The following is a 25,310-nucleotide window of genomic DNA, read 5'->3' on the forward strand; positions in this document are numbered from 1 at the left end:
AAACCTCATTCCCCCTTAAAGGGGGATCTTAATTTAATCTTTTTTATCCTGATATTGACTAACTAAATCTACATTATTTCTTTCTGTAGCATTTCGTTTTGAACGTCTTGAAGTTGTTGTTACAACATCTTCTTCTTCAGTTTCAGTTGACGGCTCTGTTGGTGGAGGCGATGGTTTTTTCTTACGACTCACATAAAAAATCATCGTGAATATCCCTAGTATTTTTTGGAATACTGTAATAATAAACAGAAACACAGACATAATTGCCATCCAAATACGTAACCATAGTGGTAAACCGGCATTAGGATTCATTGGTTCTATTGGAGGTACATCTCCGCCTCCTGAACTGGCTCCAATTAGTCTATCTGGTCCAATACTAATACAACCTAAAGGAATAACTATTAACGTTAATACGGTTGACACTAATACGCCAAATAATAAAGAGATAGCCATACCTTGGAAAATCGGATCTAAAATAATAACACTAGAACCTCCAACTAAAGCAAAAGCAGTAATCATAATTGGACGAGTACGTGTTTTACAAGCTAAGATAACAGCATCTTCTATAGATGAACCTAAGTGAATTTGAGAAATAGAATAATCTACTAATAAAATTGAGTTACGTACAATGATACCTGCTAAAGCAATCCAGCCAATCATTGAAGTAGCTGTAAATTCAGCATCTAATAACCAATGACCGGGAATTATACCTAATAAAGTTAGAGGAATAGGTGCCATAATGATAGCTGGAACAATAAAATTACCAAACAACCAAACCACTAATATATAAATTAACACCATTGCTACCAAGAATGCAATACCCATATCACGGAAAGTTTCATAAGTAACAGTCCATTCACCAGTCCATTCAAAGCCTGATTTACCAATTTCTGGCGGTCCAAGATAGCGGTCACATAAAGACATTACATAAAGATCTGTACAGTTTGCAGAATCTACTAAATTGACACCATCAGGGGCTTTATAATCCTTTAACATTCTCTCAACATCAAACATGCCATAAATAGTGGAACTTTCGCTATAACTATGAGTTTGTCTGTTAAAGATACCGACTGGTTCACCTACCACATATTCAACTGGACGTAAATCTTTCTGGAAAATAATAGGATCTTGCAATTCCTGTTCAAAACTTCCAAGTTCTGCTAGAGGTACAGTACTACCTTTTTGTGAAGGTATAGGTAAATCATATAGGCGGCTTAATTGCGCTCTATCTACTAAAGGTACTTGAATCACAATATAAGTTGGCTCAAGCATAGTACCTTGTTTAATATCACCTAATTTAAAACCACCTAATGCCATAGATAAATTATTGTTGATTGTATCAACAGAAATTCCGCGTTCTACAGCTTTTGCTGTATCAACCTTAAATCTCCATACTTTATGTGGTTTAGCAATTAAATTATCAACATCATCTAAAATTTCTGATTTTTCAAAAACCTGAGTTAAATGTTTAGCCACTGCTTTACGAGTTTCATCATCTGGACCATAAACTTCAGCTACTACAGGCTGTAATACCGGTGGTCCGGGTGGCATTTCTACAATCGTTAGATGAGCTTGACTATTAAGTTCTTTAAGCAATTTTTTTAATGCTAAACGTGCTTCAACAGCAACTGCATGACTTGGTCTCTTATTTTTTACTAATTGTACATGAATATCTGCTTGCCACGGTTTATTACGTAAATAATAATGACGTACCATTCCATTGAAATCAAAGGGTTGTGAAGTACCAACATAAGTTTGTAAAGCTATGACTTCAGGAAACTCTTCTTTATCACGTAATATTTGAGCTAATTGATCTGTCAAATTGGCTGTCACTGGTAAAGCAGTACCTTCTGGCATATCAATAAAGACATTAAATTCCGGTTTTTTATCCAATGGTAACATTTTTACTTCAACAGCTTTAAAATAAAACATTGAACAAGCAGCAAAAAATAAAAATATCAATCCAAATAAAAACCCTAAACCCAGAACCTTACTACTAAATAAAGGTGGTAAAATGGTACGGAATATTTTTTCCCACATTTCACTAGATTTATGTTCCTTATGTTCAGCTTTTTGAAGTACTGCCATTGATGGCTTGAGACGCATTGCTAACCAAGGGGTAAAAGCAAAAGCAGCAAATAAAGAAAATATCATTGCTACTGAACCTAAAACTGGAATTGGCATCATATAAGGTCCCATCATGCCAGATACAAAACCCATAGGTAATAAAGCAGCAACTACTGTAAAGGTAGCTAAAATCGTCGGATTACCAACTTCGCGCACCGCATCTATAGCGGTGGCTGTATCGGTTTCACTGTGAAGTAGCCATCGCCGATAAATATTTTCCATCACCACAATAGCATCATCAACTAAAATTCCGATAGAAAAAATTAAAGCAAATAAACTAACACGATCAATTGACATACCTAATAGGTATGCTGCAAATACTGTCACTAAAATAACTACTGGGATAACTAAAGTTACAACTAGAGCTGGTCTCCAACCCAAGCTAAATAAGACCAATATTGTTACAGCACCAGTAGCAATAAATAATTTTTTAATTAAACTATTTACCTTCTCATTAGCACTTGCACCATAATTACGAGTCACCTCTACATGAACATTATCATAAATAACATTACCTTTAAGTGCCTCTACTCGATCTAAGATCGCATTAGCAACAGCAACTCCATTAGTTAAAACTTTTTTAGAAATAGCAATTGTTACCGCAGAAGCAGCATTGACATCCATATCCTTACCATAAGCTGGACCAGAATAATAATTAACTATTTTATTAGCTTCTTTTTCTGGACCCTGTGTAACTTCAGCAACATCACGTACATATATAGGAGAACCTTGATAACTACCTACCACTAATTGTGCTACTTCCGCAGCATTAGTTAAAAATTTACCAGTATAAACAGATAAATGTTGATTATTAGATTCTATTTGTCCAGCAGATTTTTCACTATTAGCTGTTTGTATGGTTTGCGCTACTTGTCCAATGCTAATTCCGTAACCTGATAAACGTTCAGGTTTAACTTCAATTAGAACTTGCTCTGAGCGTCCACCTACCACAAAACTTTGTCCTGTATTAGGAATACCTTTCAGCTTTTGCATCACATCAAGTGCTAGCGTCCGTAATGCACCATCATCTACATCTTCAGACCACAAAGTTAATGTTACAACTGGCACATCATCAATACCCTTGGGTTTAACTAATGGTTGTCTGACTCCGGGGGGTATTTTATCCATATTGGATTGCAATTTATCATAGACTTTAAACACAGAATTTTCTAACTGTTGACCTACTTTAAACTGCACTGTTACCATGCCCTGTCCTCGTTCAGCAGCAGCATATACATGTTTAACACCGGGAATTTCACTCATAATCCGTTGTAGCGGATCAAGTGCCATTGTTGATACTTGTTGTGAAGAAGCTCCGGGATATTGAACAAATATGTCCACCATTGGAACAGATATTTGCGGATCTTCTTGACGAGGTGTTAAAATTAAACCCATAATTCCCATAAATAACATTGCAAAAAACAATAAGGGAGAAATAGGTGAATGAATAAAAGCTTTAGCGGTTTTACCCGCTAAACCTAAAGATTTATCTTGTGATTCTTGACTCATTAACGACTACCACAATTCAATATAATTTGATCACCAGCATTTAAACCACTTAAGACTGTAACAAAATCTCCCAAAGATTGATCAAGATCATTAATAATCATTGGATTTACTTTTTGACCAAGTCTAACTAAACGCTTCGCGGTTTTATTATTTCTTTTTAATACACAAACTCCGGGCAAACTACCCCGTTTCTTTACTGCTTTCATAGGTATTAATAATACTTTTTGTCTGCCAAAACTTCGTTCTGGTATATCTACTTTAGCATATTGACCGGGGGCTACATACTGATTATCAGTATCTATATCTAGCTTGACTTTAATAGTATGGCGTTTTATATTAGCAGTAGGAAAAATTTGTGCTACGGTTGCAACAATACGCTTATCCAATACATCTAATGATGCAGAAAGTCGTTGTCCGACTTTTAAACCTCGAATTAAACGAGCTGGTATATTTAATTCAATTTGTAAGCTAGAAAGATCAGCAAATTTTAATAAAGGCTTACCCGGTTGTACAGTATCACCAACTTCTATCCATTTTTGGGTTATAACACCATCAAAAGGGCTAATACTTTTTGCATCCTGCAATTTATCATCAATTTGTTCAATTTGAGCTTTAGCTTGTAATAAGGCATTACGTGCTTGTTCAATTTGCACACTATAATTATTAAGTTGAGCTTGACGATCAATTCCTTGATCACTTTGTCCCATAAAATCACTTAGTGGTTTACTAAACACTTGATCAAATAGATTTGGCAGACCCATACCGCCGGGGGCTTTGCTAGGTGAATCTGGAGACAATAATTCACGTGAATATTGCATACCTGCATTACGTAAAGTAGCGTCTGCACTTCTCCAAGCTGCAATAGCAGCACGTCGTTTGGCTAACAATTCTTTATCATCTAAAATAACTAAAACAGTTTGAGCATCAAATTCATCACCTTCCTTACCAGCAAGCATTTCTACTCTTCCGGGTAATTGAGCTGTAAAGGTTACTTCTTTTTTTGCTATTACAGTTCCACTTAAAGTTACAGAGGAAGTCATATTATGAGCGCGTACTTGATAAGTTTCAGCTGCTACATTAACATTGATTCCAATAAATATTAATCCTGATATTAAAATATTTTTATACATTTATTTTATCCTATTAAAAAAGGCTTGTTATATAACAAGCCTTTAAAAAATTATCACATAGTCATGATGTGATTTTTATTTTACTTGTCCCATGACAGTAAAACTTTTAACAAAAGGACCCATCATGCTTGGGTTTTTTAACATAGCAGAATAGTTACCTTTTTGAAATTTTAACTTACCACCCAACCAAGCTGGTCTAAATAACTGAGTTTTAGTAGGTCCATTTTCAGCCTCTAACCATTCTTTCCATGTTTCTTTAGGAGCGCGTAAATCCCAATTGAGTTCTTCATCATTATAGGCACCAGCAGTGGTTACAATACCATCTTTAACCACTATAACACCTAATGGTTTATCATCATCTTTAAACCCATAAGCAATGGTTGAATTAAAGTCAATCTTGCCAAGAGTTTCAGTTATTTCTGAATTTTTATTCCAAGCATCTTTAAAATCATTCATCCATTCTGGTGAAAAGTAATCAGGATCAGCAGCTTGGCTGAAACTCATAGAAAATAATAAACCTGCAAAGGCAGTAACTTTAACGAATTGTTTTAACATTTGAATTCTCCTATATTAATTATTAATTAAGCTTTAACACGACCCATAACAGTAAAGGTTTTGACAAATGGACCTGCCATACGTGGGTCTTTTACCATTGCCTTATAGTCACCAGTTTTGAATTTTAACTTACCGCCAACATAAGCCATACCTAAACCAGCCATACCTAGACCCTTGGTCATCCATTTATCCCAATTATCTTGAGAAGCACGTAAATCCCAATTTAATTCTTCACCATTATAAGCGCCAGCAGATTTCACTTTACCATTTTCAACTACTACAAAGCCTCTTGCTTGATCTTCATCAAGCAAACCGTAGCCAATATTAGAAGTGAAATTGATCTTAGATAAAGCATCAGCTAAATCTGGTTCTTTATTCCATTCTTCCATGAAACTGTTCATCCAAGCGTCTGAAAAAAATTCAGCCATTATTAAATTACTCCTGATTATGTAAATGTAAAATTTTAAAGTTTATAGTTTATCAAAACTGTTATTATTTAAACTGGTTTATTTTACCTTATAAAATGTTAGGAACATAGTATTATGAGTTTTATCACTATTGGTAACGCTTTAGGTTGTACCATAAATTCTCATCGTAGTAATTGGGATGGTAGCATTTGTAAAAATGCTGAAACATGGAGTTGTTCTGCCAAACAACAATTTCGTACTGATTATTGTCAGCAAGGTGATCCACGTTGTTACCATATTCATATTTTTGAACAAGAAAATCCTTATTGTTTAATTGATGATTTAGGCATCGGCTGGCTTTTAGACCCATATCCAGAAGCTTTAAATAATCAAATTTTACTGTTTTGGGGTAAACGGTTTCAAGAACCACGCGGTATTAGCGATATAAATACTAGACCTAAAGATTATGTTTTCGGTGCTTATCGTGTCCGTAGTGTATCCCCACAAAAAATAAATGAATTTAAAACATTGTGGAAAATAGAACCTTATCCTGATGGATGGACACGTTTTCAACAGCCTTATACATTAACAGTATATTATAAAAGTATAATAGGTGGGGTTTATCTGAAAGAAGTCAATCGTGTAGCAGTAGAAAATATGTTTGAAAAAGCTGCTGAACAAGCACGTAGCCCTCATCCTAATTGGACAAATACTGAAGATGCTGAACGTTTTGCACATTTTCATGCAAACTTACATGATTGGTTTGAAGTTGCACGAAATAATGCAGAATTGTTACAGAAACAAAATACGATGCGTTCGGTGAGTTATAGAAGCACTCCATCAGCTAACATCAATAAAAGTCCTTTTGAGGGTCTTAAAAATTTAGATATTAAAAAAACCCCACCATTACCAATTAAAACCCAAGCAACTACAAAAAATGGTAGTACCATTTATCCATTAATAGAAAAAGAAAGTATTAAAGAAAAAATTAAAAAAAATTATAGTAAAGAAAATTTATATGCTTTAATGGCGGTTTCACTTACAAAAAATATTCTTATTATTACAGGTCATCCGGGTGTAGGTAAAAGTAGTTTAGCAATTGATTTAATAGATGATTCAGAACGTCAGTTAATAGTTCCAGTGGGTTCAACTTGGCGTGGACGCGAAGATTTATTAGGTTATTTAAATCCAATTAGTAATGAATTTGAACCTACTGAGTTTACTCGTTTTTTAGTAAAAGCTGAATCTGCTTGGCGTAAAAACGATAAACGTACATATATGGTTATATTTGAAGAATTTAATTTAAGTCAGCCAGAGTATTGGTTTGCCGATATATTAGTGCGATCACAATATTCAGATAATGCAGAACAATCACGTATGATTGAATTAGGTGGTAAAAGTATTCGAGGTGTTACAACTAATGGCAGTAAAATATTTATTTCACCTGCATTACGTTTTATAGCAACTATAAATAATGATCATACAACTTTATCATTATCGCCTCGTGTTTTAGATCGCGCTTCAATTATAGAACTGGAATTGGAACCAAGGGCGACTTTGCAACGTTCTAAATTAGAGTTAGAAGAGCAACAAATTATGTCTATTGAGGAACTTGATGTATTATTAAAATATAAGAATGCGATGTTTTCATTGCGTGCTGCTGAATCTTTAAAACGTTGCTTAGAAAATTTACAATTATTAAATATGAATAGTGCATGGGATGCTTTAGATATAGTTTTATTACAACAAGTTTTGACTAAAGTAAAATTAATGGTTGGTGATCCTGCAAATGAGAGTTTAATGCAGGGATTAGAAGATTGGAGTGAAAGTTATGGTAAATATCTGCGTAAATCCGCTAGTCTTATTAATAGTTGGGCTGAGGCTTTAAAAGATGGGCGAGATGTAATACAAGCATAATTTTTAAAAAAGCTACTTGTCATAAGTAGCTTGTTATTATAGAATCAAGTTTCTATTCAATAAATTATATCATATATAATATGGGTTTATATCAATTTAAAATAATAATAATAAGCATAATCATATTATTATTACAATCGTCATTAAGCTACGCCAAACAACCTACCATACGTGAATATCAAATAAAAGCGGTCTTTTTATATAATTTTACATACTTTGTAAGATGGCCACCAAGCGTATTTGAAAGTTCTATATCTCCATTCAGGATTTGTGTTTTAGGTACAGATCCATTTCGTGGATTGCTGAAATTAGCTGTAAAAAATGAAACAGTTGATGCACATAATGTTCAGATACAAGTTCATAGCACTGTTAAAAACACTAATTCATGCCACATCCTCTTTATAAGCCGCTCTGAAGTAAAAAATCTAAGAAAAATATTTAAATATCTCAAACAACGTGCCATTCTTACTGTTAGTGGTATTGAAAATTTTGCTCGTGATGGTGGCATGATTCAGTTTGTGAATATGGGTAAAAATATCAGATTTTATATGAATCGTCGTGTTGCAATAAAAGCGAATGTGAGAATCAGTGCGAATTTATTGTATATAGCCAGAAAAGTTTTTCAATAGCCTATATTTTGCATCTATTATGAATAATATAACTAATTTTAATTAAAGAATGTAAAATGAGGCAGAATATGTATATAAGATTATTAATAATTTTAATAAATTTAACAATAATAAGCTTTCCAAGCTATGCAGAAGATGAAACAACAGAAGCAGATCGTGAAGCAATAGAATTTTTAAAAGGCTTAAAACTAGAGGAATTAGTAGAAGTAGAAGTAACACTAGATAATGTTTTTAATGTATTTGATGGGCTAATAAAGGCAAGAAAGGTCACAATTGCCACGGGTAAAGAACAAACAACAGATCGCGCCCCATCAGTTACTACTGTGATAACAGCACAAGATATTGAGGCAACTGGTGCAACTGATTTAGATGAAGTATTAGAAATGGTGCCTGGCCTGCATGTGGCTCGAAATCGCGCTTACAATCCTATTTATATTATTAGAGGAATTTATTCAACTTTTAATCCACAAATCTTAATGCTAGTTAATGGTATTCCTATTAATAGATTGTATTTTGGTAATAAAGGTGCTATGTGGGCAGGTATGCCAGTAGCGAATATTGCTCGTATAGAAGTTATACGTGGACCGGGTTCTGCGGTTTTTGGGGCTAATGCTTTTGCTGGAGTTATTAATATTATTACTAAAACTAAAAAAGATATTGAAGGTACTGAAATAGGTACACGAATAGGCAGTTTTAATACTCAAGATGCCTATATATTACATGGTGGAACTTGGGCAGGTTTTGATATTGCATCTTCTTTAGAATACCGTAATACCGATGGACATAATGAAATTATTGATATAGATGCTCAAAGCCATTTTGATAATCAATTTGGTACCAATGCCTCTCTTGCGCCGGGAGGCGTAAATATGCAAAAACGTAATCTTGATGCACGATTAGATATTTCTAAAGAAAATTGGCAATTACGTAGTGGTTATCAAGGACGACGTAATATTGGAACTGGTGCAGGTACAGGAGAAGCATTAGATCCTATTGGTCATTTTACTGATGACCGTTTCAACGCTGATCTTACTTATCATAATAGTACATTTACTGAAAATTGGGATGTTACTGCACAACTCAGTTATTTTCAAACTAGATATAATACTAATAATCAAACTATTTTTCCGTCGGGTGCTTTTGGTGGTGCTTATCCAAATGGAATGATTATTGATACATCTATCTCTGAACGTAACAACCGTCTAGATTTATCAGGATTTTATACTGGTTTTAAAAAACATACAGTTCGTTTAGGTATTGGCTATCATTATGGTGAAATGTATAAAATTAAACATTATACCAATACTAATCCAACAACAGGGTTTCCGATTCAAAATCTAATGGATATTAGTAATACATCATACAGCTTTATTCCAGAAGGTTCTCGTAAAAATTGGCATGTATTCTTACAGGATGTTTGGAATTTAACTCCAAATTGGGAATGGACTACTGGTTTCAGGTATGATAATTATTCTGATTTTAAATCAACTCTAAACCCTCGTTTCGCACTAAGTTGGCAACCTATTTCAAAATTTTCTACTAAACTTATGTATGCTAGTGCTTTTCGTGCCCCTACTTTTTCAGAGTTATATATTACTAGTAATCCTGTACACAAAGGTAATTTAAATCTTAATCCTGAAACAATTGATACTTGGGAATTGGCATTTAACTATCATGTCAGAAATAATCTGCATCTAGCAACAAATTTATTTAGTTATAAATGGTCAGATGGCATTCGTTATGTACCCGGTGCATCAAAAGGTATTTTTATAGCAGACAATGTTGGTATTCAAAAAGCTTATGGTTTAGAATTTGAAGCACGTTGGAAAATGACAAAAAAATCTAGTTTATTGGCTAATTATGCTTTTGTTAAAGCTAGCGATGAAAATAATAAGCATGATGCTGGTAATTATCCCCAGCATTCTGCTTATGTACGTAGTGATTGGCTACTAATGCCTAACTGGTTCCTTGATACCCAAATAAATTGGGTTTCCGAAAGACAAAGGGCTTTTGGAGATTCAAGGTCCCCTGTTGACGATTATACTACTGTAGATTTTACCTTACGCCGCAAAAATATTAAAAAAGGACATTGGAACTTTGCAGTCAGTGTTAGAAATCTATTTGATGTTGATGCCCGTGAACCAAGTCAGGGACCAGACTCCAATGGAGTTATTAACATACCATATGATTTGCCTTTGGCTGGACGACATTATTGGTTGGAATTGCGTTATCATTTTTAGACGGTGGCTGTATGAAACCAATCTTAATTAAGTAGGATAAGTATGTATCAATTAATTGCACATTCATTGGTGGACAAGAAATTGAGGTATTTGCTAATCCATTTAATGTGTTTTGACAATCAACGTCTGGTGTATTTTGATACCATTCCAATCTAGTAATATTTCCATTTACTTTTTCTGTTAGTAAAGGTAAAAAAGGAAGTAGAGGATTGTTATTATCATGAATATTAGAAATATTTTTTTCTATCCAGTCTTGATAGGGAATTTTTTTGAATTTATAACCATATGAACATATCATTTCAAAGAAATTAATCAAACTAATATTTTGAGAATGTAATGGTACTATATGAAAAGCTTTTCCTAGAGACTCTTGTTGTCTTGATAAATATACAATAGCTTTGCTAGCATAATCTACTGGAATGAATTCATATTTCTGATTAACTATATTTGGAATGTATCCTGTTTGTATGCATCTTTTAATCATCCTAAATATATAATGACTACTATAAGTATGACCAGTTTTACTATGACCCATTATAAACCCAGTTCTAAATACAGTAATAGGTATTCCCCTTGATTTAGCACTCCATATCAATTGTTCGGCTACCCATTTAGTTTGAGTATAACCTATATCTTCATTAAGATAGGTTTTATGATTATTAATATCATCTTTTTCTGTTATGACTTTCGGAAAATTTAAACATCCTACTAAACTAAAAACAGCTAGAGTAGATATATAATGTACTGGTTTTACTTTTTTACGACATGCTAATCTCAATACTTCTTGAGTACCAAGAACATTTGCTGCCTTAAGAACTGAATAAGGTTTAGCAAAATTAACCTGAGCGCCATTATGATAAATAATATCAATTTGTTCTGCTAATATTTCAAACTTTTCAAAAGAAAGCCCTATAAGGGGTTGCTCTAAATCCCCACATATAGGTATTAATCTTGAGGAATGATAATAATTAATATTATATTTATCAAGGTTGTTGTGCAATCTTTTTAGAGCTTCACGCTCATTAACGGCACGAATAAGACAATATATTTTTGCATCAGTATTTTTAAGTAATTCATCAATCAAATAAGCACCAATAAATCCAGTGGTTCCTGTAATAAAAATATTACGTGGTTTTGTTACATTTTCTATAACAAATTGGTTTTTTGGATAGATTTTTGGATCTAAAACTGCTTCTGCATTAAAATCAATTACTTTTGTAAGATCATAAATTCCATCTTGTTGTTGAAGTTTTTCAATTGTCTTAGCTAATTTTTCTATAGTGGGTTTTTCAAATAAGTATTTGATAGATAATTCGACAGATAAAGTTTTTTGTAGTTTTGTGATGACTTGAACGGCAACTAAAGAGTTTCCACCTATTTCAAAAAAATTATCATAAATACCAACTTTATCAAGTTGTAATAATTTTGCCCATATATCTGCAAGCAATGTTTCCAATGGGTTACGTGGTGCTACAAAGGATTCTTTCAAATTTAAATATAAATTATCAGAAGGTGAAAATAAGGAACTTTTATCCACTTTTCCATTTGGAAGTAATGGTAATGTTTCTTGAAAAACAAATACAGATGGTATCATATAATCAGGTAATTTTTCTTGTAGAAAATCCCGTAATTCTTTTGTAGAGAGGGTATGTTGTATCTGAGTAGTAAAATAGGCTATTAATCTTTTATCACTATTTATATTACTCTGTGTTGTTATTACTGCTACCTCTTGTATTGCTGCATGTTGCTTCAATATAGCTTCAATTTCCCCTAATTCAATGCGAAAGCCACGAATTTTAACTTGGTTATCAATACGAGCTAAAAATTCCAGTTTACCATTTGGTAAATATCTAACTAAATCACCAGTTTTATATAAAATTTTTTGATTACCATTATCTTTATAATAAATAAAGCTGTTTGCTGTTAGTTCAGGGTTATTGATATAGCCACGCGCTACACTAATTCCGCTAATATATAATTCGCCTACCATACCTATAGGTATCTGTTGTAAATATTTATCTAATGCATAAGTTTCTGTATTAGATATAGGATGTCCTATTGGTAATAGATTGTTGTCATTGTATTTATTAGTAGTAACACATACTGTTGTTTCTGTAAGCCCATAAGCATTGAAGAAGCTACGATTTCGTGCCCAAGGTTTTACTAATTCAATTTCACATTTATTTCCTCCAACAACAATTGTTTTCAAAGATGGTAATGCTTCAAAAGGTAAAGTAGCAAGTACTGATGGTAGTAAATTAACTATGCTAATATCTTGTTTACGTAAAGTTTGCAATAATGGAATTCCTGGCAACAAGTCATTCTTTTTAGCTAAACATAGAGTAGCACCAGATAACAATGCCATAACAAATTCTGATATAAAAACATCAAAACTAAAAGAAGCAAATTGAAGTACTCGACTATTTTGTTCTACATTAAATATGTTAATGAGTTCAATGGCTAAATTACACAATCCTCGGTGTTCAATCATAACCCCTTTGGGTTTTCCAGTTGAGCCAGATGTATAAATAACATAGACTAAATTATCTGGTATTGTAGTATTTACTGGATTTTCTGTACTTTCTTGCGCGATTTTTTCCCAGTTGCTATCTAAGTTGATTTGTGATTGTGTTAGTAGTTTGTTTTCTAAATGTTTTTGGGTCAATAATATTTGTACTTTGGCATCTTCTAACATGAAGTTTAGGCGTTGTTCTGGATAAGTGGGATCCAAAGGTACATAGGCTCCACCAGCTTTGAGGATGCCTAATATGCCTATTATCATTTCTAATGAACGTTCTACGCAAATACCTACTAATGTTTCTGGTTTTACGCCTCGTTTTCTTAGATAGTGTGCTAGTTGGTTGGCGCGTTGGTTTAGTTGTTGGTAAGTTAGTTGTTGGTCTTCAAAAACAAGGGCTATTGCTTCTGGTGTACGTTCAACCTGTTCTTCAAATAGTTGGTGAATACATTGTTTGTCTGGTAAAACTTGTGAGGTGTTATTCCATTCTCTGAATTGTTGTTGTTCTTGTTTTGTTAATATAGCTAAGTGTGAGATAGATTGTTGAGGGTTAGTTATTATGCTTTCTAATAGGGTTTGATAATGACCTATCATACGGATAATACGTGATTGATCAAATAGGTCAGTGTTGTATTCAATGCGACCAATAATACCTTCTGCTCTTTCATCTAATTCTATAGTTAAGTCAAATTTTGATGTAGCTGTATGAATATCAAGTTGACTTGGAATCCAACCAGAATCCAGATTCAAGATCGTCGGTTCCATAATAAAGGAGACTTGAAATAGTGGATTGGTTCCTAATTGACGGTCTGGTTGTAATTCTTTAACTAATTTTTCAAATGCTAAGTCTTCATGAGCATAAGCTTCTAAGGTAACTTCTCGTACCCGTTTAAGTAGTTGTTGAAAACTTGGTTGTTTTGATAAATCAGTACGTAAAACTAAGGTGTTGAGAAAAAATCCAAAAACGGATTCTAGTTCAGGTTTATTGCGACCAGCGGTTACTGTTCCTACGGAAATGTCTTCTTGTCCAGTATAACGGTATAATAACACATTAAATGCTGCGAATAGGGTCATAAATAAGGTTACGCCCTCTTTTTTGCTTAGTTCTTTTAAGGATTCAGTCAATTGTTTGGGTAATGCCAAACATTCTCTCGCGCCATTATAGGTTTGTTGTGCTGTTCTTGAATGATCTATTGGTAGTTGTAGCTTTGGTAAATCTGCGAGTTGTTGTTTCCAGTATTTTATTTGATCTTCTAAATCTGATTGTTGTCGTTGCCAAATTGCATAGTCTGCGTATTGAATATAAGGTGTTTCAAGTTGAGAAATTGTGCCCTTAGAAAAGCTTTTATAAAGGCTTTCTAATTCTGGTAATAATATGTTATATATGGAAATACCATCTAAAATAATATGATGCCAAGTCAGAAATAAGCGATAGTCTTGATCATCTAATTTTATTAGAGTGGCACGGAATAATGGACCTGTTAGCAAATCAAATGGTTTGATTGCTTCTTTGGTGGCAATTTTTAAACTTTCAGTTTTTCGTTCATTTGCTGGCAACTTAGTAAGATCTATTAGCGGCAATGTGAATGCAATGGATGGAGAAATAATCTGAACTGGTTTGCCTTCTACTGTTTTAAATGTGGTTCGGAAGGCTTCGTGACGCTGTATAATTTCTTTGATGCTTTGTTCTAAAATAGCGGCATTAATAGCTCCTCCTAGATGAATGGTAGTTGGCTCATTATAGACTGGCATAGATTCCGGTATTAGTTGTTGAACTAGCCATAATTGTTGTTGAGCAAAGGATAATGGAATATTATCGTTTCGTGGTGCTGGTTTGATAGTGTTTTGTGAATTATGTTTGGTTTGAGTTTCTATCTGCTTAGATAATTCCGCAATTGTGGGTGTTTCAAATAAACTGTATAAAGGCAAGTTAATTCCTAATTCATTATTAACGCGAGAAATAATACGAGTTGCTAATAATGAATTTCCACCTAGAGCTAAAAAATTGTCATGAATACCAATGACTTTTTGTGGTAGGAATTCAGACCAAATTTGTATGAGTTTTTCTTGAATGAAAGAATATGTTTGGAATGATTCAGCGGCGGGTAATGCTTGGCGATCAATTTTTCCATTTGCTGTCAGTGGTAAACTATCAAGTATCACAAAATATGATGGTATCATGTAACTGGGTAATGACTTTTGTAAAAAGTCGCGTAGATGTTCTACTAAAATGTTTTGTAAAGTGTGAACTAAGCCTTTTTTTTCTAGTATATATTTTATGCTATTGCGTATTTGGTCTTGTTTCTTAGGTGTTAAGTCAAATTCAATTCCTGCTCGTTGCTTGTAAATCCATGCAATTTTGCCTTTTACCCATAAGTCGTTATCTGCTTCTGGTAGCCATAGTTGTAGGCGAAGTTGTTGACCGATTTTGTAATCATCAGGCATTCCTAATAAGTCAACTCCACATGGGGATATTTCTTCTGTTGTTAATTCTATTTGATGTTTATTATCAAATTCTACTATACATGCACTGTGTAGTGGTACTCGTTCTAAAGCTGATTGATATACAATATAAGCAACTATTTGTTTATCATTAAGTTTATCTTTTTGAGCAACAACCACTGTATCTTCTATACCGGGATGTTTGTGTAATTTAGCTTCAATTTCTTCTAATTCTATACGAAAACCACGAATTTTAACTTGATGATCAATCCTGCCTAAAAATTCTAGTTTGCCATCTGAACAATAACGCGCTAAGTCACCAGTTTTATATAATCTTCCATTTGGAGTATTAATAAACTTTTCCCTAGTCAGTTCAGGACGATTGAGATAAGCTCTGGCTAAGCCAACACTGCCTATATAAAGTTCTCCTGCAACACCTATTTCTACTGGTTGCATTTGTTTATCTAAGATATAGATTTGAGTATTGGCTATAGGAGTACCTATGGGAGGGGTTTGATTGTTGTTGGTACATTTTTCTATAGTGGCACATACTGTTGCTTCTGTTGGTCCATAAGCATTGTAAAAGTTACGACTAGGTGCCCAACGAGATATTTGTTTCGCTGAAGCAGTTTCTCCTCCAATAATAATAGTCTTTAAATTTGGTAATTGTTCAGGTGATAAGGTGTCTAACACCGAAGGTAATAAACTGATTGTAGTAATTGCATTATCACGTAATACTTGTAATAAAGGTGTACCGGGTAATAATTTTTGTTTTGTTTCTAAATATAGAGATGCGCCTGACACCAGAGCCATAATAATTTCTGATATAGATACATCAAAACTAATAGAAGCAAATTGGAGTACACGATTCTCAGCTTTTATTTTGAAAGTTTTAATCAGTGCAGCAGCTAAATTACATAAGCCACGATGTTCAAGTAGTACGCCTTTTGGTTGACCAGTTGATCCTGATGTATATATGCAGTAAGCTAAGTTGTCTGGCTTGGTTTGGTTTATTGGGTTTTTAGTAGTTTCTTGAAATATGTTGTGCCAATCTTTATCTATTGATACTATTTTTGCTTTATTCTGTGGTAGGCTTGTGGATAATTGATCTTGAGTTACTATTACTGATATTTGAGAATCTTTTAGCATAAATGCTAAACGTTCTTTTGGATAAGATGGATCTAAAGGTAGATAAGCTCCACCAGCTTTGAGAATGCCTAGTAAGCCTACTATCATTTCTATTGAGCGTTCAATACAAATTCCTACTAATATTTCTCGTCTTATGCCTAATTTTCTGAGATAATGGGCGAGTTGGTTGGCTTGATTGTTCAGTTGTCGATAAGTAAACTGTTTATCTTCAAAAACAATTGCAATTGCTTCAGGAGTGCGTTCTACTTGTTGTTCAAACAATTGGTGAATGCACATATTATCTGGATACGAACTGTAGGTATTATTCCATTCAACTGGTGGTATCATAATTTATGATCCTCTTTAATCTTAATGTCTGTTATTTATATAGTTAGTAAGATTTTATTGTATTAATTGAAAACAGTGCAATTAATACGCCTATATTTTATATACATTTTAATATTATCATGAATAATTTTTCTTTTCCTAATTCACGTATGCGTAGAATGCGTCGTGATGATTTTTCTCGACGTTTGATGCGTGAGAATGTTTTGACTGTTGATGATTTGATTTATCCTTTGTTTGTGCTTGAGGGTGAGAAGCAGCGCGTTGCTATAAATTCTATGCCAGATCAATCTCGATTGAGTATTGATGAATTAATTAAGGAAGCGGCTGAGTTGGTTGAGTTGGGTATTCCTGCAATCGCACTGTTTCCGGTTGTGCCTAGTGAGAAGAAGTCGTTGGATGCCGCTGAGGCTTATAATCCTGATGGTTTGGCGCAACGAGCTGTGCTAGCTCTGAAGGCTGAATTTCCTGAGTTGGGTGTTATTACTGATGTGGCTTTGGATCCTTTTACTACTCATGGGCAGGATGGTTTGATTGATGATAGTAATTATGTGATCAATGATGAGACGGTTGAGGTGTTGGTTAAGCAGGCTTTGTCTCATGCTGAGGCTGGAGCTGATGTTGTCGCGCCTTCTGATATGATGGATGGGCGTATTGGTAGTATTCGTGATGGGCTTGAGAGGGCTGGTTATATTAATACTAGAATTTTGGCTTATTCTGCTAAGTATGCTTCTAGTTTTTATGGTCCATTTCGTGATGCTGTTGGTTCTGCTGGTGCTTTAGGTGGTGGTAATAAGTATAGTTATCAAATGGATCCAGCTAATAGTGATGAGGCTTTGCGTGAAGTGGCTTTGGATTTACAGGAAGGGGCTGATATGGTGATGATTAAGCCGGGAATGCCTTATTTGGATATTGTACAGCGGGTAAAACAAGAATTTGGTGCGCCAACTTTTGTTTATCAAGTTAGTGGTGAATATGCTATGTTGATGGCAGCGGCGCAGAATGGTTGGTTGGATGAGCAGGCGGTTATGATGGAATCTTTGTTGAGTATTAAGCGAGCAGGGGCTGATGGTGTTTTGACTTATTTTGCTAAAAAGGCTGCTCAGGTTTTACATTAAACCCTTTTCTGCAAGGGATACACAGTATCCATCGCCAATTACAAAGTGGTCTAGTATTCTTACGTCTATTAATTTTAGGGCTTCGATTAGGCGATGGGTGATTGAAATGTCGGCTTGGCTAGGTTCGGCGATGCCTGATGGGTGGTTATGGGCTAGAATTAATGCCGCTGCATTTAGTTGTAAGGCTCGTTTTACTACTTCGCGTGGATATACACTGGCTCCATCTATGGTGCCATAAAATAATTCTTGGAATGTTATAACTCGATTTTTGTTGTCTAAAAATAAGCAACCAAAGACTTCGTAGCTGCGCCCACTTAGTTCTGACATTAGGTAGTTACGTGTGTCATCGGGATTGGTTAGGGCATCGCCGCGTTCTAAGCATTCTCGTAAGTAGCGGCGACTTATTTCTACACAGGCTCTTAGTTGTACATATTTGGCATCGCCTAAGCCTTTGGCTTCACAAAATTGATCGCGATCAGCGGCTAATAGGCTACGTAAGTCTCCAAAGTGATCTAATAAGTCTTTGGCTAAGTCTAAAGCACTTTTTCCTTTTACTCCTGTGCGTAAGAATATTGCTAATAATTCGACATTGGTTAATACTTCTGCACCGCGTTTTAATAGTTTTTCGCGAGGGCGATCTTCTAGCGGCATGTCTGTGATTTTGATTGCCGCTTTTGTATTGTTGCTATCTGCCATAATAATTCTAGGAATTAAAACGCTCAATAATAACATCAATTAATTGTTTAGCTAAAATTTTTTTATTAGCACGCGCTAATTCTAGCCCTCCATCTTGCCAAAATAGAGATAGAGCATTATCTTCACTGTCAAAACCTAAACCTTCAATACCAACTTGGTTGGCGGCTATCATGTCTAGTTTTTTTGCCACTAATTTTTTCTTGGCGTATTCAACCAGATTGTTAGTTTCAGCGGCAAAGCCTACTGTAAATGGTGGATTTTCTAAGTTGCTGACGCTGGCTAGAATGTCAGGGGTTGGTTCTAAATTGAGTTGTAATGTAACAGCCGTTTTTTTTAATTTTTGTTCGGCTTGTTTGACTGGGCGATAATCTGCTACTGCGGCGGTTGAGATAAATATATCTGTATTTTTAATCTGTGCCATTACGGCTTCATACATGTCTTGGGCACTATTCACAGAAATAGTTGCTGTTGATGAAGATAAACATACTGGTCCACTTATTAATGTGACTTCATATCCAGCGGCTGAGGCGGCTTCTGCAATCGCATAACCCATTTTCCCACTGCTACGATTACTAATAAATCTAACAGGATCAATATGTTCACGAGTTGGTCCAGCGGTTATTAAGACTTTTTGAGTGGTTTTATGAAAAAACAATTGTAAAGAATCAATTAAATCAACAACTTCTAACATTCTACCAGCTCCAACATCACCACAAGCTTGTGAGCCAATAGCTGGACCAAAAATCGTAATTCCTCGTTGTTGTAATTTCTGACAATTTTCCTGAGTAATAGCAGCGTGCCACATTTGTTGATTCATAGCAGGAGCTACACAAATCGGAGCCGCTGTAGCTAAACAGAGCGTACTAAGTAAATCATGAGCATGACCATAAGTCAAATTAGCTAAAAAATTAGCAGTAGCAGGGGCTATTAAAACCATATCAGCCCAACGCGCTAATTCAATATGTGCCATAGCGTCTTGTACAACATATACAGATTTTCCAGATAGAGCTTCTAAAGTCAAAGGAGTAATAAACTTAGTAGCCATTTCAGTCATTACTACTTGTACTTGGGCTTGCTGCTCAATTAAGCGTCGTACTAAATCAGCGGATTTATAAGCGGCAATGCCGCCGGTAATGCCTAACAGGATTTGTTTGTTTTTTAGTAAGCTGTCAGATTTAATCATCTGCTTTCAACAAAATCGGCATTGCTGCTTTTAAATACAAAATCATTGACCATAAAGTTAAAATTGCTGCAATATATAAACAAATAAAACCTAATCCTAAAAACGCTTCACCATACAACAACATTAACAATGCACACATTTGCGCAGTAGTTTTAACTTTACCAAAGTTTGATACCCCAACAGCGGCGCGTTCACCCAATTCTGCCATCCATTCCCGTAAAGCAGAAATAGTAATTTCACGTCCAATAATAACCGCCGCAGGAATTGCCATCCACGGGGTTGGATTCTGTTCTACCAACAAAACTAATGCTACTGCTACAATTAACTTATCTGCCACTGGATCTAAAAAAGCACCTAAAGCAGTAGTTTGATTCCAACGTCTAGCTAAATGCCCATCAAACCAATCCGTCAGTGCCGCTACCGCAAAAATACCAGTAGTAATTATATTTTTCCCTTCCCACGGTAAATAAAAACAAATAACTAAAATTGGAATTAACGCAATTCTTAGCAAAGTTAAGATATTAGGTGTATTCATTATAATAACTATCTAATTTTAATTTAGCTTGCTGAATTAAATCAAGTGCTTGTTCTTGTTTATAATTATCATCAGCTTTCCAATTGCGAGTTTGCAATCTATAAGGGCGCAAACCATTTTTTATATCTTCTGAATGACAAAACAAATCCGTAATTGATGGCTTATTTAACCATGAATCACCCATATTTTTTTCTAAAGCACAATACCATAAAGCAAACTGTTTAATATGTTCATCCTCAAAATAACCCATAGGTTTTAAATTATCAACAAATTTTTCTAAAACTGGATTGTTTATATATCTATGATAGTCAACTACATACAAACTTTCAGACAAAAATAACGGCTCACCATGTAAAATCAAACCCTTTCTTTTAAGAGTATTACCAGTTTGAACAATCTCAAGCCCGACACATCCAGCCTCAGCCTCCAAAACTGCATCTTCTACATCTTCTACAGAAGTGATTTTAAGCTCAGGATAAGCAGCCGCAACAATACCAACATAACGCCCCTTAACAAAAACCCGTTGCCCATTTTTTGATAAATGAGCCACAAAATCTTTATATATAGAACAAGAGGTTTTTGAAATCAAGAAAAAACCAACCATATCTTGAATATCCTGCCTCAAAACCGGATTATAACGAGTTAATTGAGCAGAACCAGCAATTCGTATTCCAGTTGGTTTTTCTATATTATAATTATACATACCCCACTTAGTTACCAAAGTAGGATTATGCAAATAATACTGAGTCATAGTCAACAACTCATCCAAACCAACTACTGCACAATCAATCTCATCCAACCTAATCAAAGACGAACCATTATGCGGCTCTTCGCCTTCAATACGCACACAAATATCATTAATCATCCATTGATAAGCTAAAAACCCAACTCTATAAGGGCGATTTTCCCGCTTACGATCAACAGACAAACCAAAACAAGGAATTTCCTTCAAAGCCTCAAACAAAAATTCAGAAGCCTCCTCAAAAGAAACCCTGCTCATCTTCTTACTTTTTTTAGAAATCGCTAAAATTTGATCTATTTCATCATTATTAACCCCTAAATTTTTTAATTTAGCTAAAAAATTTTCAAATGTCCTACCAGTTCTTGGAATAGCACATGTTACTTCAAAATCTTGTTGCATCTTAATTAACCTTAATAAACCAAGCTAAGCTCAAAATGAATACCCTTATCTTGTAAATTATCATTATCTTGTTCTGGTATGTCTTTTAATGCATAACCCCAATAAACTTGACTACGAATATATTGATTAGGATGCCAACGTAATCCTAATCCTGCACTATAAATATGTTTTAACTGTTGCAGCTCATTATGGTTATTGTTCCAAGCACGCCCATAATCAATGAATGGAACAAATTCTAATAACCGAGTATTAATATTCATCAACTGTTTCAAAGAAATACGCCATTCCAATGAAGAAACTACACCATTATCACGAGTTAAAAAATTTTCTCTATAACCACGCACAGAAGCAAAACCACCTACAGAAAATTTTTCTAAAGGCAACAAACTTTGATCTGATAATTGAACATCAGTTCTAAAAATCATATGGCTATTTATAGTTAATTGTTCAACATACTGAAACTGCCCTAACCAACTAAAAAACTCACTATCAGGCGAACCATCATCATTAATAGTGGCTCCAAAAGCATCAACTCCAAAATTAAAAACTGAACGAGCAGCAATAACATGTTCCTTGCCACGATTCAAATAATTCTGAGAAAAACGTATGACAGAAATATTACTTTCACCAAAATTGACACCGGGAGAAAAAGAAAATGGTCTGCCTAACAAAAAGCTTTTACTATTACGCTGCTCAAAATTCAATCCCAATTCCAACGATTCTTTAGGCTTATTAATGATAGGATGACGCAAACCAATAGAATAAATTTTAGCATCACTTTCAATATCTAACTGATCAAAAGGAAATTCAATCACCTCAGAATCACTACGATCAACTCTAAAAGATAAAGTAGTACCATTATAATTTAACGGTAAATCATACTTAACAGTATAATCTTTTAAACCTTTAGTTAAACCATAACGAACATATAAACTATCACCGCTACCAGTTAAATTACGATGCCAAGCTTGAACTTCAGAACGATAAGCACCGATACTAGGAGAACGATAATTATTAAAATTAAATTGCAAAGTATAAGGGCGATCTTCTTCAACCTTCAAATTTAAAATAGCCTCACCCAAGGCAGTGCCCGGTTTTAATTCCGCGTTAATTCGTTTTAACAAAGGATCTTCCAACAACATTTGCAAACCATCCTGCAAATCCTGCAAATTCAAAGCTTGATTAGCCTTTACACGCGCCTTAATATAATCAGAATTTAAACGTAGATTACCAGAAACTTGCACCTCAACCAAACTTCCCTCAACGATCTTAATTCTAATAACACCCTTATCAACAGGCTGATCAGGAATAACAGCACCAGAATTAATATAACCCTTATCTATATAATACTTAGTAATAGCATTTTTTAACTGTTGCAATTGCTCAGGATTAATGTTTGTATTGAGATAGTCTTTGATAACTTGATTAAGCTCAGCATCAGAAAAAATATGATTACCCTTAAATATAACTTTGTTAAGAGCAAAATCAGAAATAGAAGACAAAGAAGAGTTATCAGGATCAATCTCAGGTAATTCAAACGCCGCTAAACTATGAAGACACACAAAGTTTAGTATAAAAAATGTGATTAAATATTTTTGTAAATTCAAAATTATCTACCTTATGGAAAAAACATCCTCTAATGTATCGCTGGTTATGATTTTTTCTGATACAATTTCTAATTGTTCCAAAGTCATTGCTTCTAATTTTTTCTGATATTTTTCTGGAAGATTTGATTTAAATTTAAGTTGTATAAAATCAATTATTCCTTCACGCCTTCCTTCACGCCTTCCTTCAGTAACAAAACGTTTTTTCGCTTTTTCCCAAGCGGCTTCATCTTTGATTTCTGATAATAATTCTGGATCTATGTCTTGTTTGGCAATGGCATCCATAATTTTTTGCCATAATTTGTTTGGATAAGTTTTTTTATCCATTTTTCCATCTAATGAATCTTCAATAAATTCTAACCATTTACGTATTTTCTCTGGTGTTTTCTTATTCACTTGTCGTGGGCAAAGAAAAACTAAACGATGTGGAAATACTTCAATAGTTTTGCCATATTCATCTACTGGATTCATGTCACTAATCGCGCAACTAAAATTGATACTGCCATCGCGAGGTGTGCTGGTAAGAACCACAATCGTATATACTGTACGATCAAAACCGTATGCTTCACAACCACCAACTTGTTCCACCATACTAATCAAATGGTAATACAAAAAACGATCAAAAAAATCGTCTTGTTTGACATGCTGAATTTCTACAATAATACGTTGTTCAACATCCTCAGCAAATAAATCATATTTACTACGTACAAAACCAATAGGTTTAGGATATTCATATTCAGTATGAATTTGAGTAGCATTGAACTTTATGTCTAAAATATCTTCAACAAACTGACAGAAAACATCAGGTTGACTGAAGGCTTGTTTAAACATTGTTCCATATTTTAATGGAATAACCTTCATAATTTTAACCTTCTATTGTTATTTTAAGAACTAATTTACCTTCAGAAAATATTTTAACTGCTGGAATATCTAAAATTCCAGTATCTGTATTATAATTGGGATCATTAGCATAAACTGTTATAATATCAAATAACATTTTTATTTATAGTTATTTTTTATCGCCCATAAAATTATGCGAGCAACTTTAAAAAAATTTAAGCCCTCACTATGCTAAAATAGAGTTATGATCTAATCATAACTCTATAGGTAAGAATTTGTCAGCAAGTAATAAAGATTATTTTGGCTTAGGTGTCCTACTACAGCTCAATAATGAAATATTTCCGATGGAAAATGGTTATTGGACAAAAATTGAAGCAAAAATAGTTGCTATCAATGAACATATTCCACATGGAATAAAATATTCTCTAACCTTACATAACCCAAGTAACATAAGAATATTGGGCTATGACAATGCTCATGGTATAAAACCAAAAAAGAAAAAGTATGGTGCTAAAAGGAGAGTTTGGGATCATCGGCATGAAAGAAAAATTGTTGAGCCTTATGAATTTGAAAATGCTGCTCAATTGTTAGAGGATTTTTGGACAGATGTAGAACGAATACTTCTTGAAAATCATAGGTAAATAAAATGAAAATAATGAATGTAGGTATCATGTCACGTGAAGACTACAAAAAAAGAACCATCGCTATTGCAAAAGGTATGTATAAACCTAAAAAAAATGAACCAAAAATCTGGTTTGAATCCATAAAATCACTTGCTCAGGTTCTTAGTAATGAAAATCAGGCACTATTAAAGATTATTATTGAATGTAAACCAAAATCACTTACTGAGCTAGAAAAAATAAGTGATAGGAAAAAGTCAAATTTATCAAGAACATTAAAAACACTCGAAAATTATGGCATAGTTACCTTAAACAAAGAAAATGGTAAAGTGATACCTACTGTGAAAGCAACAAACTTTAAAGTTGAGTTTGGAATATAAATATTGATGAATACATCAATATAATTAATAAAACCACTACAACAATCTTATTAAGGCACGTAACATTAGCAAAATTTCCACAGCATCAAGTAGCCAAGCTAAATAGCAACACATGGCTACAATTTTTAGATAAAACATTGATATTTAAACTAGTATTTTTACCAAATAATAATCCATTAGGATTTACTAAAAACCTTGAAAACTATGTAATTATTTTCTCACCATACTAAGATATAATAACTATAG

19 protein-coding genes are annotated in these 25,310 nt (G+C 34.0%); 7 read left to right on the forward strand and 12 right to left on the reverse strand.

Annotated features, from left to right (window positions below):
- Nucleotides 1–33 precede the first annotated feature (33 nt).
- The 4 genes from BHU68_RS02135 to BHU68_RS02150 all read right to left on the reverse strand — a co-directional run bounded on the left by BHU68_RS02135 (nt 34) and on the right by BHU68_RS02150 (nt 5,749).
- Nucleotides 34–3,636 carry an efflux RND transporter permease subunit gene (locus tag BHU68_RS02135; protein WP_069469800.1) on the reverse strand — a complete coding sequence of 1,201 codons (3,603 nt, stop codon included), beginning with the start codon at nt 3,634–3,636 and terminating at the stop codon, nt 34–36.
- Nucleotides 3,636–4,766 carry an efflux RND transporter periplasmic adaptor subunit gene (locus BHU68_RS02140; RefSeq protein ID WP_216092614.1) on the reverse strand — a complete coding sequence of 377 codons (1,131 nt, stop codon included), beginning with the start codon at nt 4,764–4,766 and terminating at the stop codon, nt 3,636–3,638. The genes BHU68_RS02135 and BHU68_RS02140 overlap by 1 nt, the downstream gene beginning before the upstream one ends.
- Before the next feature lie 75 nt (nt 4,767–4,841).
- Nucleotides 4,842–5,321, reverse strand: a complete 480-nt coding sequence (locus tag BHU68_RS02145) for an SCP-2 sterol transfer family protein (protein WP_253180929.1) — start codon at nt 5,319–5,321, stop codon at nt 4,842–4,844.
- A gap of 26 nt (nt 5,322–5,347) precedes the next feature.
- Nucleotides 5,348–5,749 (reverse strand): SCP-2 sterol transfer family protein, encoded by a 402-nt coding sequence (locus BHU68_RS02150; RefSeq protein WP_069469801.1) that lies wholly within the window; start codon nt 5,747–5,749, stop codon nt 5,348–5,350.
- Nucleotides 5,750–5,863: 114 nt separating this feature from the next.
- Between BHU68_RS02150 and BHU68_RS02155 the strand changes: the two genes are divergently transcribed.
- The 3 genes from BHU68_RS02155 to BHU68_RS02165 all read left to right on the forward strand — a co-directional run bounded on the left by BHU68_RS02155 (nt 5,864) and on the right by BHU68_RS02165 (nt 10,514).
- Nucleotides 5,864–7,645, forward strand: a complete 1,782-nt coding sequence (locus tag BHU68_RS02155) for an McrB family protein (protein WP_069469802.1) — start codon at nt 5,864–5,866, stop codon at nt 7,643–7,645.
- A gap of 80 nt (nt 7,646–7,725) precedes the next feature.
- Nucleotides 7,726–8,274, forward strand: a complete 549-nt coding sequence (locus BHU68_RS02160; protein ID WP_069469803.1) for a YfiR family protein — start codon at nt 7,726–7,728, stop codon at nt 8,272–8,274.
- A 68-nt stretch (nt 8,275–8,342) separates the two neighbouring features.
- A complete protein-coding gene (locus tag BHU68_RS02165) occupies nt 8,343–10,514 on the forward strand; it encodes a TonB-dependent receptor plug domain-containing protein (RefSeq protein WP_069469804.1) in 2,172 nt (723 codons plus the stop codon).
- Here the strand turns inward: BHU68_RS02165 and BHU68_RS02170 are convergent.
- On the reverse strand, nt 10,447–16,950 hold the full coding sequence (locus tag BHU68_RS02170) for a non-ribosomal peptide synthetase (RefSeq protein ID WP_069469805.1): 6,504 nt from the start codon (nt 16,948–16,950) through the stop codon (nt 10,447–10,449). The two genes, BHU68_RS02165 and BHU68_RS02170, sit on opposite strands and share 68 nt — an antisense overlap.
- Nucleotides 16,951–17,069: 119 nt before the next feature.
- On the opposite strand from BHU68_RS02170, the gene hemB reads away from it, so the two are divergent.
- Nucleotides 17,070–18,065 (forward strand): porphobilinogen synthase, encoded by a 996-nt coding sequence (gene hemB / locus BHU68_RS02175; RefSeq protein WP_069469806.1) that lies wholly within the window; start codon nt 17,070–17,072, stop codon nt 18,063–18,065.
- Here the strand turns inward: hemB and radC are convergent.
- Genes radC through BHU68_RS17980 form a run of 7 tightly spaced genes read right to left on the reverse strand, consistent with a single transcriptional unit; the run spans nt 18,057 to nt 24,221 of the window.
- The gene (gene radC, locus BHU68_RS02180; protein ID WP_253180930.1) at nt 18,057–18,761 is read right to left on the reverse strand and encodes a RadC family protein; all 705 of its coding nucleotides are present in this window, start codon (nt 18,759–18,761) and stop codon (nt 18,057–18,059) included. The two genes, hemB and radC, sit on opposite strands and share 9 nt — an antisense overlap.
- Before the next feature lie 7 nt (nt 18,762–18,768).
- The gene (coaBC, locus tag BHU68_RS02185; RefSeq protein ID WP_069469807.1) at nt 18,769–19,944 is read right to left on the reverse strand and encodes a bifunctional phosphopantothenoylcysteine decarboxylase/phosphopantothenate--cysteine ligase CoaBC; all 1,176 of its coding nucleotides are present in this window, start codon (nt 19,942–19,944) and stop codon (nt 18,769–18,771) included.
- Nucleotides 19,937–20,485 (reverse strand): CDP-diacylglycerol--glycerol-3-phosphate 3-phosphatidyltransferase, encoded by a 549-nt coding sequence (gene pgsA / locus BHU68_RS02190; RefSeq protein WP_445082162.1) that lies wholly within the window; start codon nt 20,483–20,485, stop codon nt 19,937–19,939. Before pgsA ends, coaBC begins: the two co-directional genes overlap by 8 nt.
- Nucleotides 20,466–21,620 (reverse strand): hypothetical protein, encoded by a 1,155-nt coding sequence (locus BHU68_RS02195; protein ID WP_069469809.1) that lies wholly within the window; start codon nt 21,618–21,620, stop codon nt 20,466–20,468. Before BHU68_RS02195 ends, pgsA begins: the two co-directional genes overlap by 20 nt.
- 11 nt (nt 21,621–21,631) lie before the next feature.
- Nucleotides 21,632–23,227, reverse strand: coding sequence for a ShlB/FhaC/HecB family hemolysin secretion/activation protein (locus BHU68_RS02200; RefSeq protein WP_069469810.1), 1,596 nt, complete (start codon nt 23,225–23,227; stop codon nt 21,632–21,634).
- 6 nt (nt 23,228–23,233) lie between these two features.
- Nucleotides 23,234–24,085, reverse strand: a complete 852-nt coding sequence (locus BHU68_RS02205; protein ID WP_069469811.1) for a PD-(D/E)XK nuclease family transposase — start codon at nt 24,083–24,085, stop codon at nt 23,234–23,236.
- Between the two features lie 4 nt (nt 24,086–24,089).
- Nucleotides 24,090–24,221: a hypothetical protein gene (locus BHU68_RS17980; RefSeq protein WP_256359165.1), complete on the reverse strand. Its 132-nt coding sequence runs from the start codon at nt 24,219–24,221 to the stop codon at nt 24,090–24,092.
- 118 nt (nt 24,222–24,339) lie between these two features.
- On the opposite strand from BHU68_RS17980, the gene BHU68_RS02210 reads away from it, so the two are divergent.
- From BHU68_RS02210 to BHU68_RS18200, 3 genes are read left to right on the forward strand one after another with little or no spacing between them, the layout of a single operon-like run.
- Complete coding sequence (locus tag BHU68_RS02210; protein ID WP_216092854.1) at nt 24,340–24,705, forward strand: toxin-antitoxin system TumE family protein; 366 nt, start codon at nt 24,340–24,342, stop codon at nt 24,703–24,705.
- A gap of 5 nt (nt 24,706–24,710) precedes the next feature.
- Entirely contained in the window at nt 24,711–25,064 is a 354-nt protein-coding gene (locus BHU68_RS02215) for an HVO_A0114 family putative DNA-binding protein (protein ID WP_069469812.1), read from the forward strand.
- 44 nt (nt 25,065–25,108) lie between these two features.
- Nucleotides 25,109–25,294: a DUF4381 family protein gene (locus tag BHU68_RS18200; RefSeq protein WP_445082163.1), complete on the forward strand. Its 186-nt coding sequence runs from the start codon at nt 25,109–25,111 to the stop codon at nt 25,292–25,294.
- Nucleotides 25,295–25,310 lie beyond the last annotated feature (16 nt).

It is taken from the genome of Candidatus Marithrix sp. Canyon 246, assembly GCF_001723685.1.
Lineage (GTDB): Bacteria > Pseudomonadota > Gammaproteobacteria > Beggiatoales > Beggiatoaceae > Marithrix.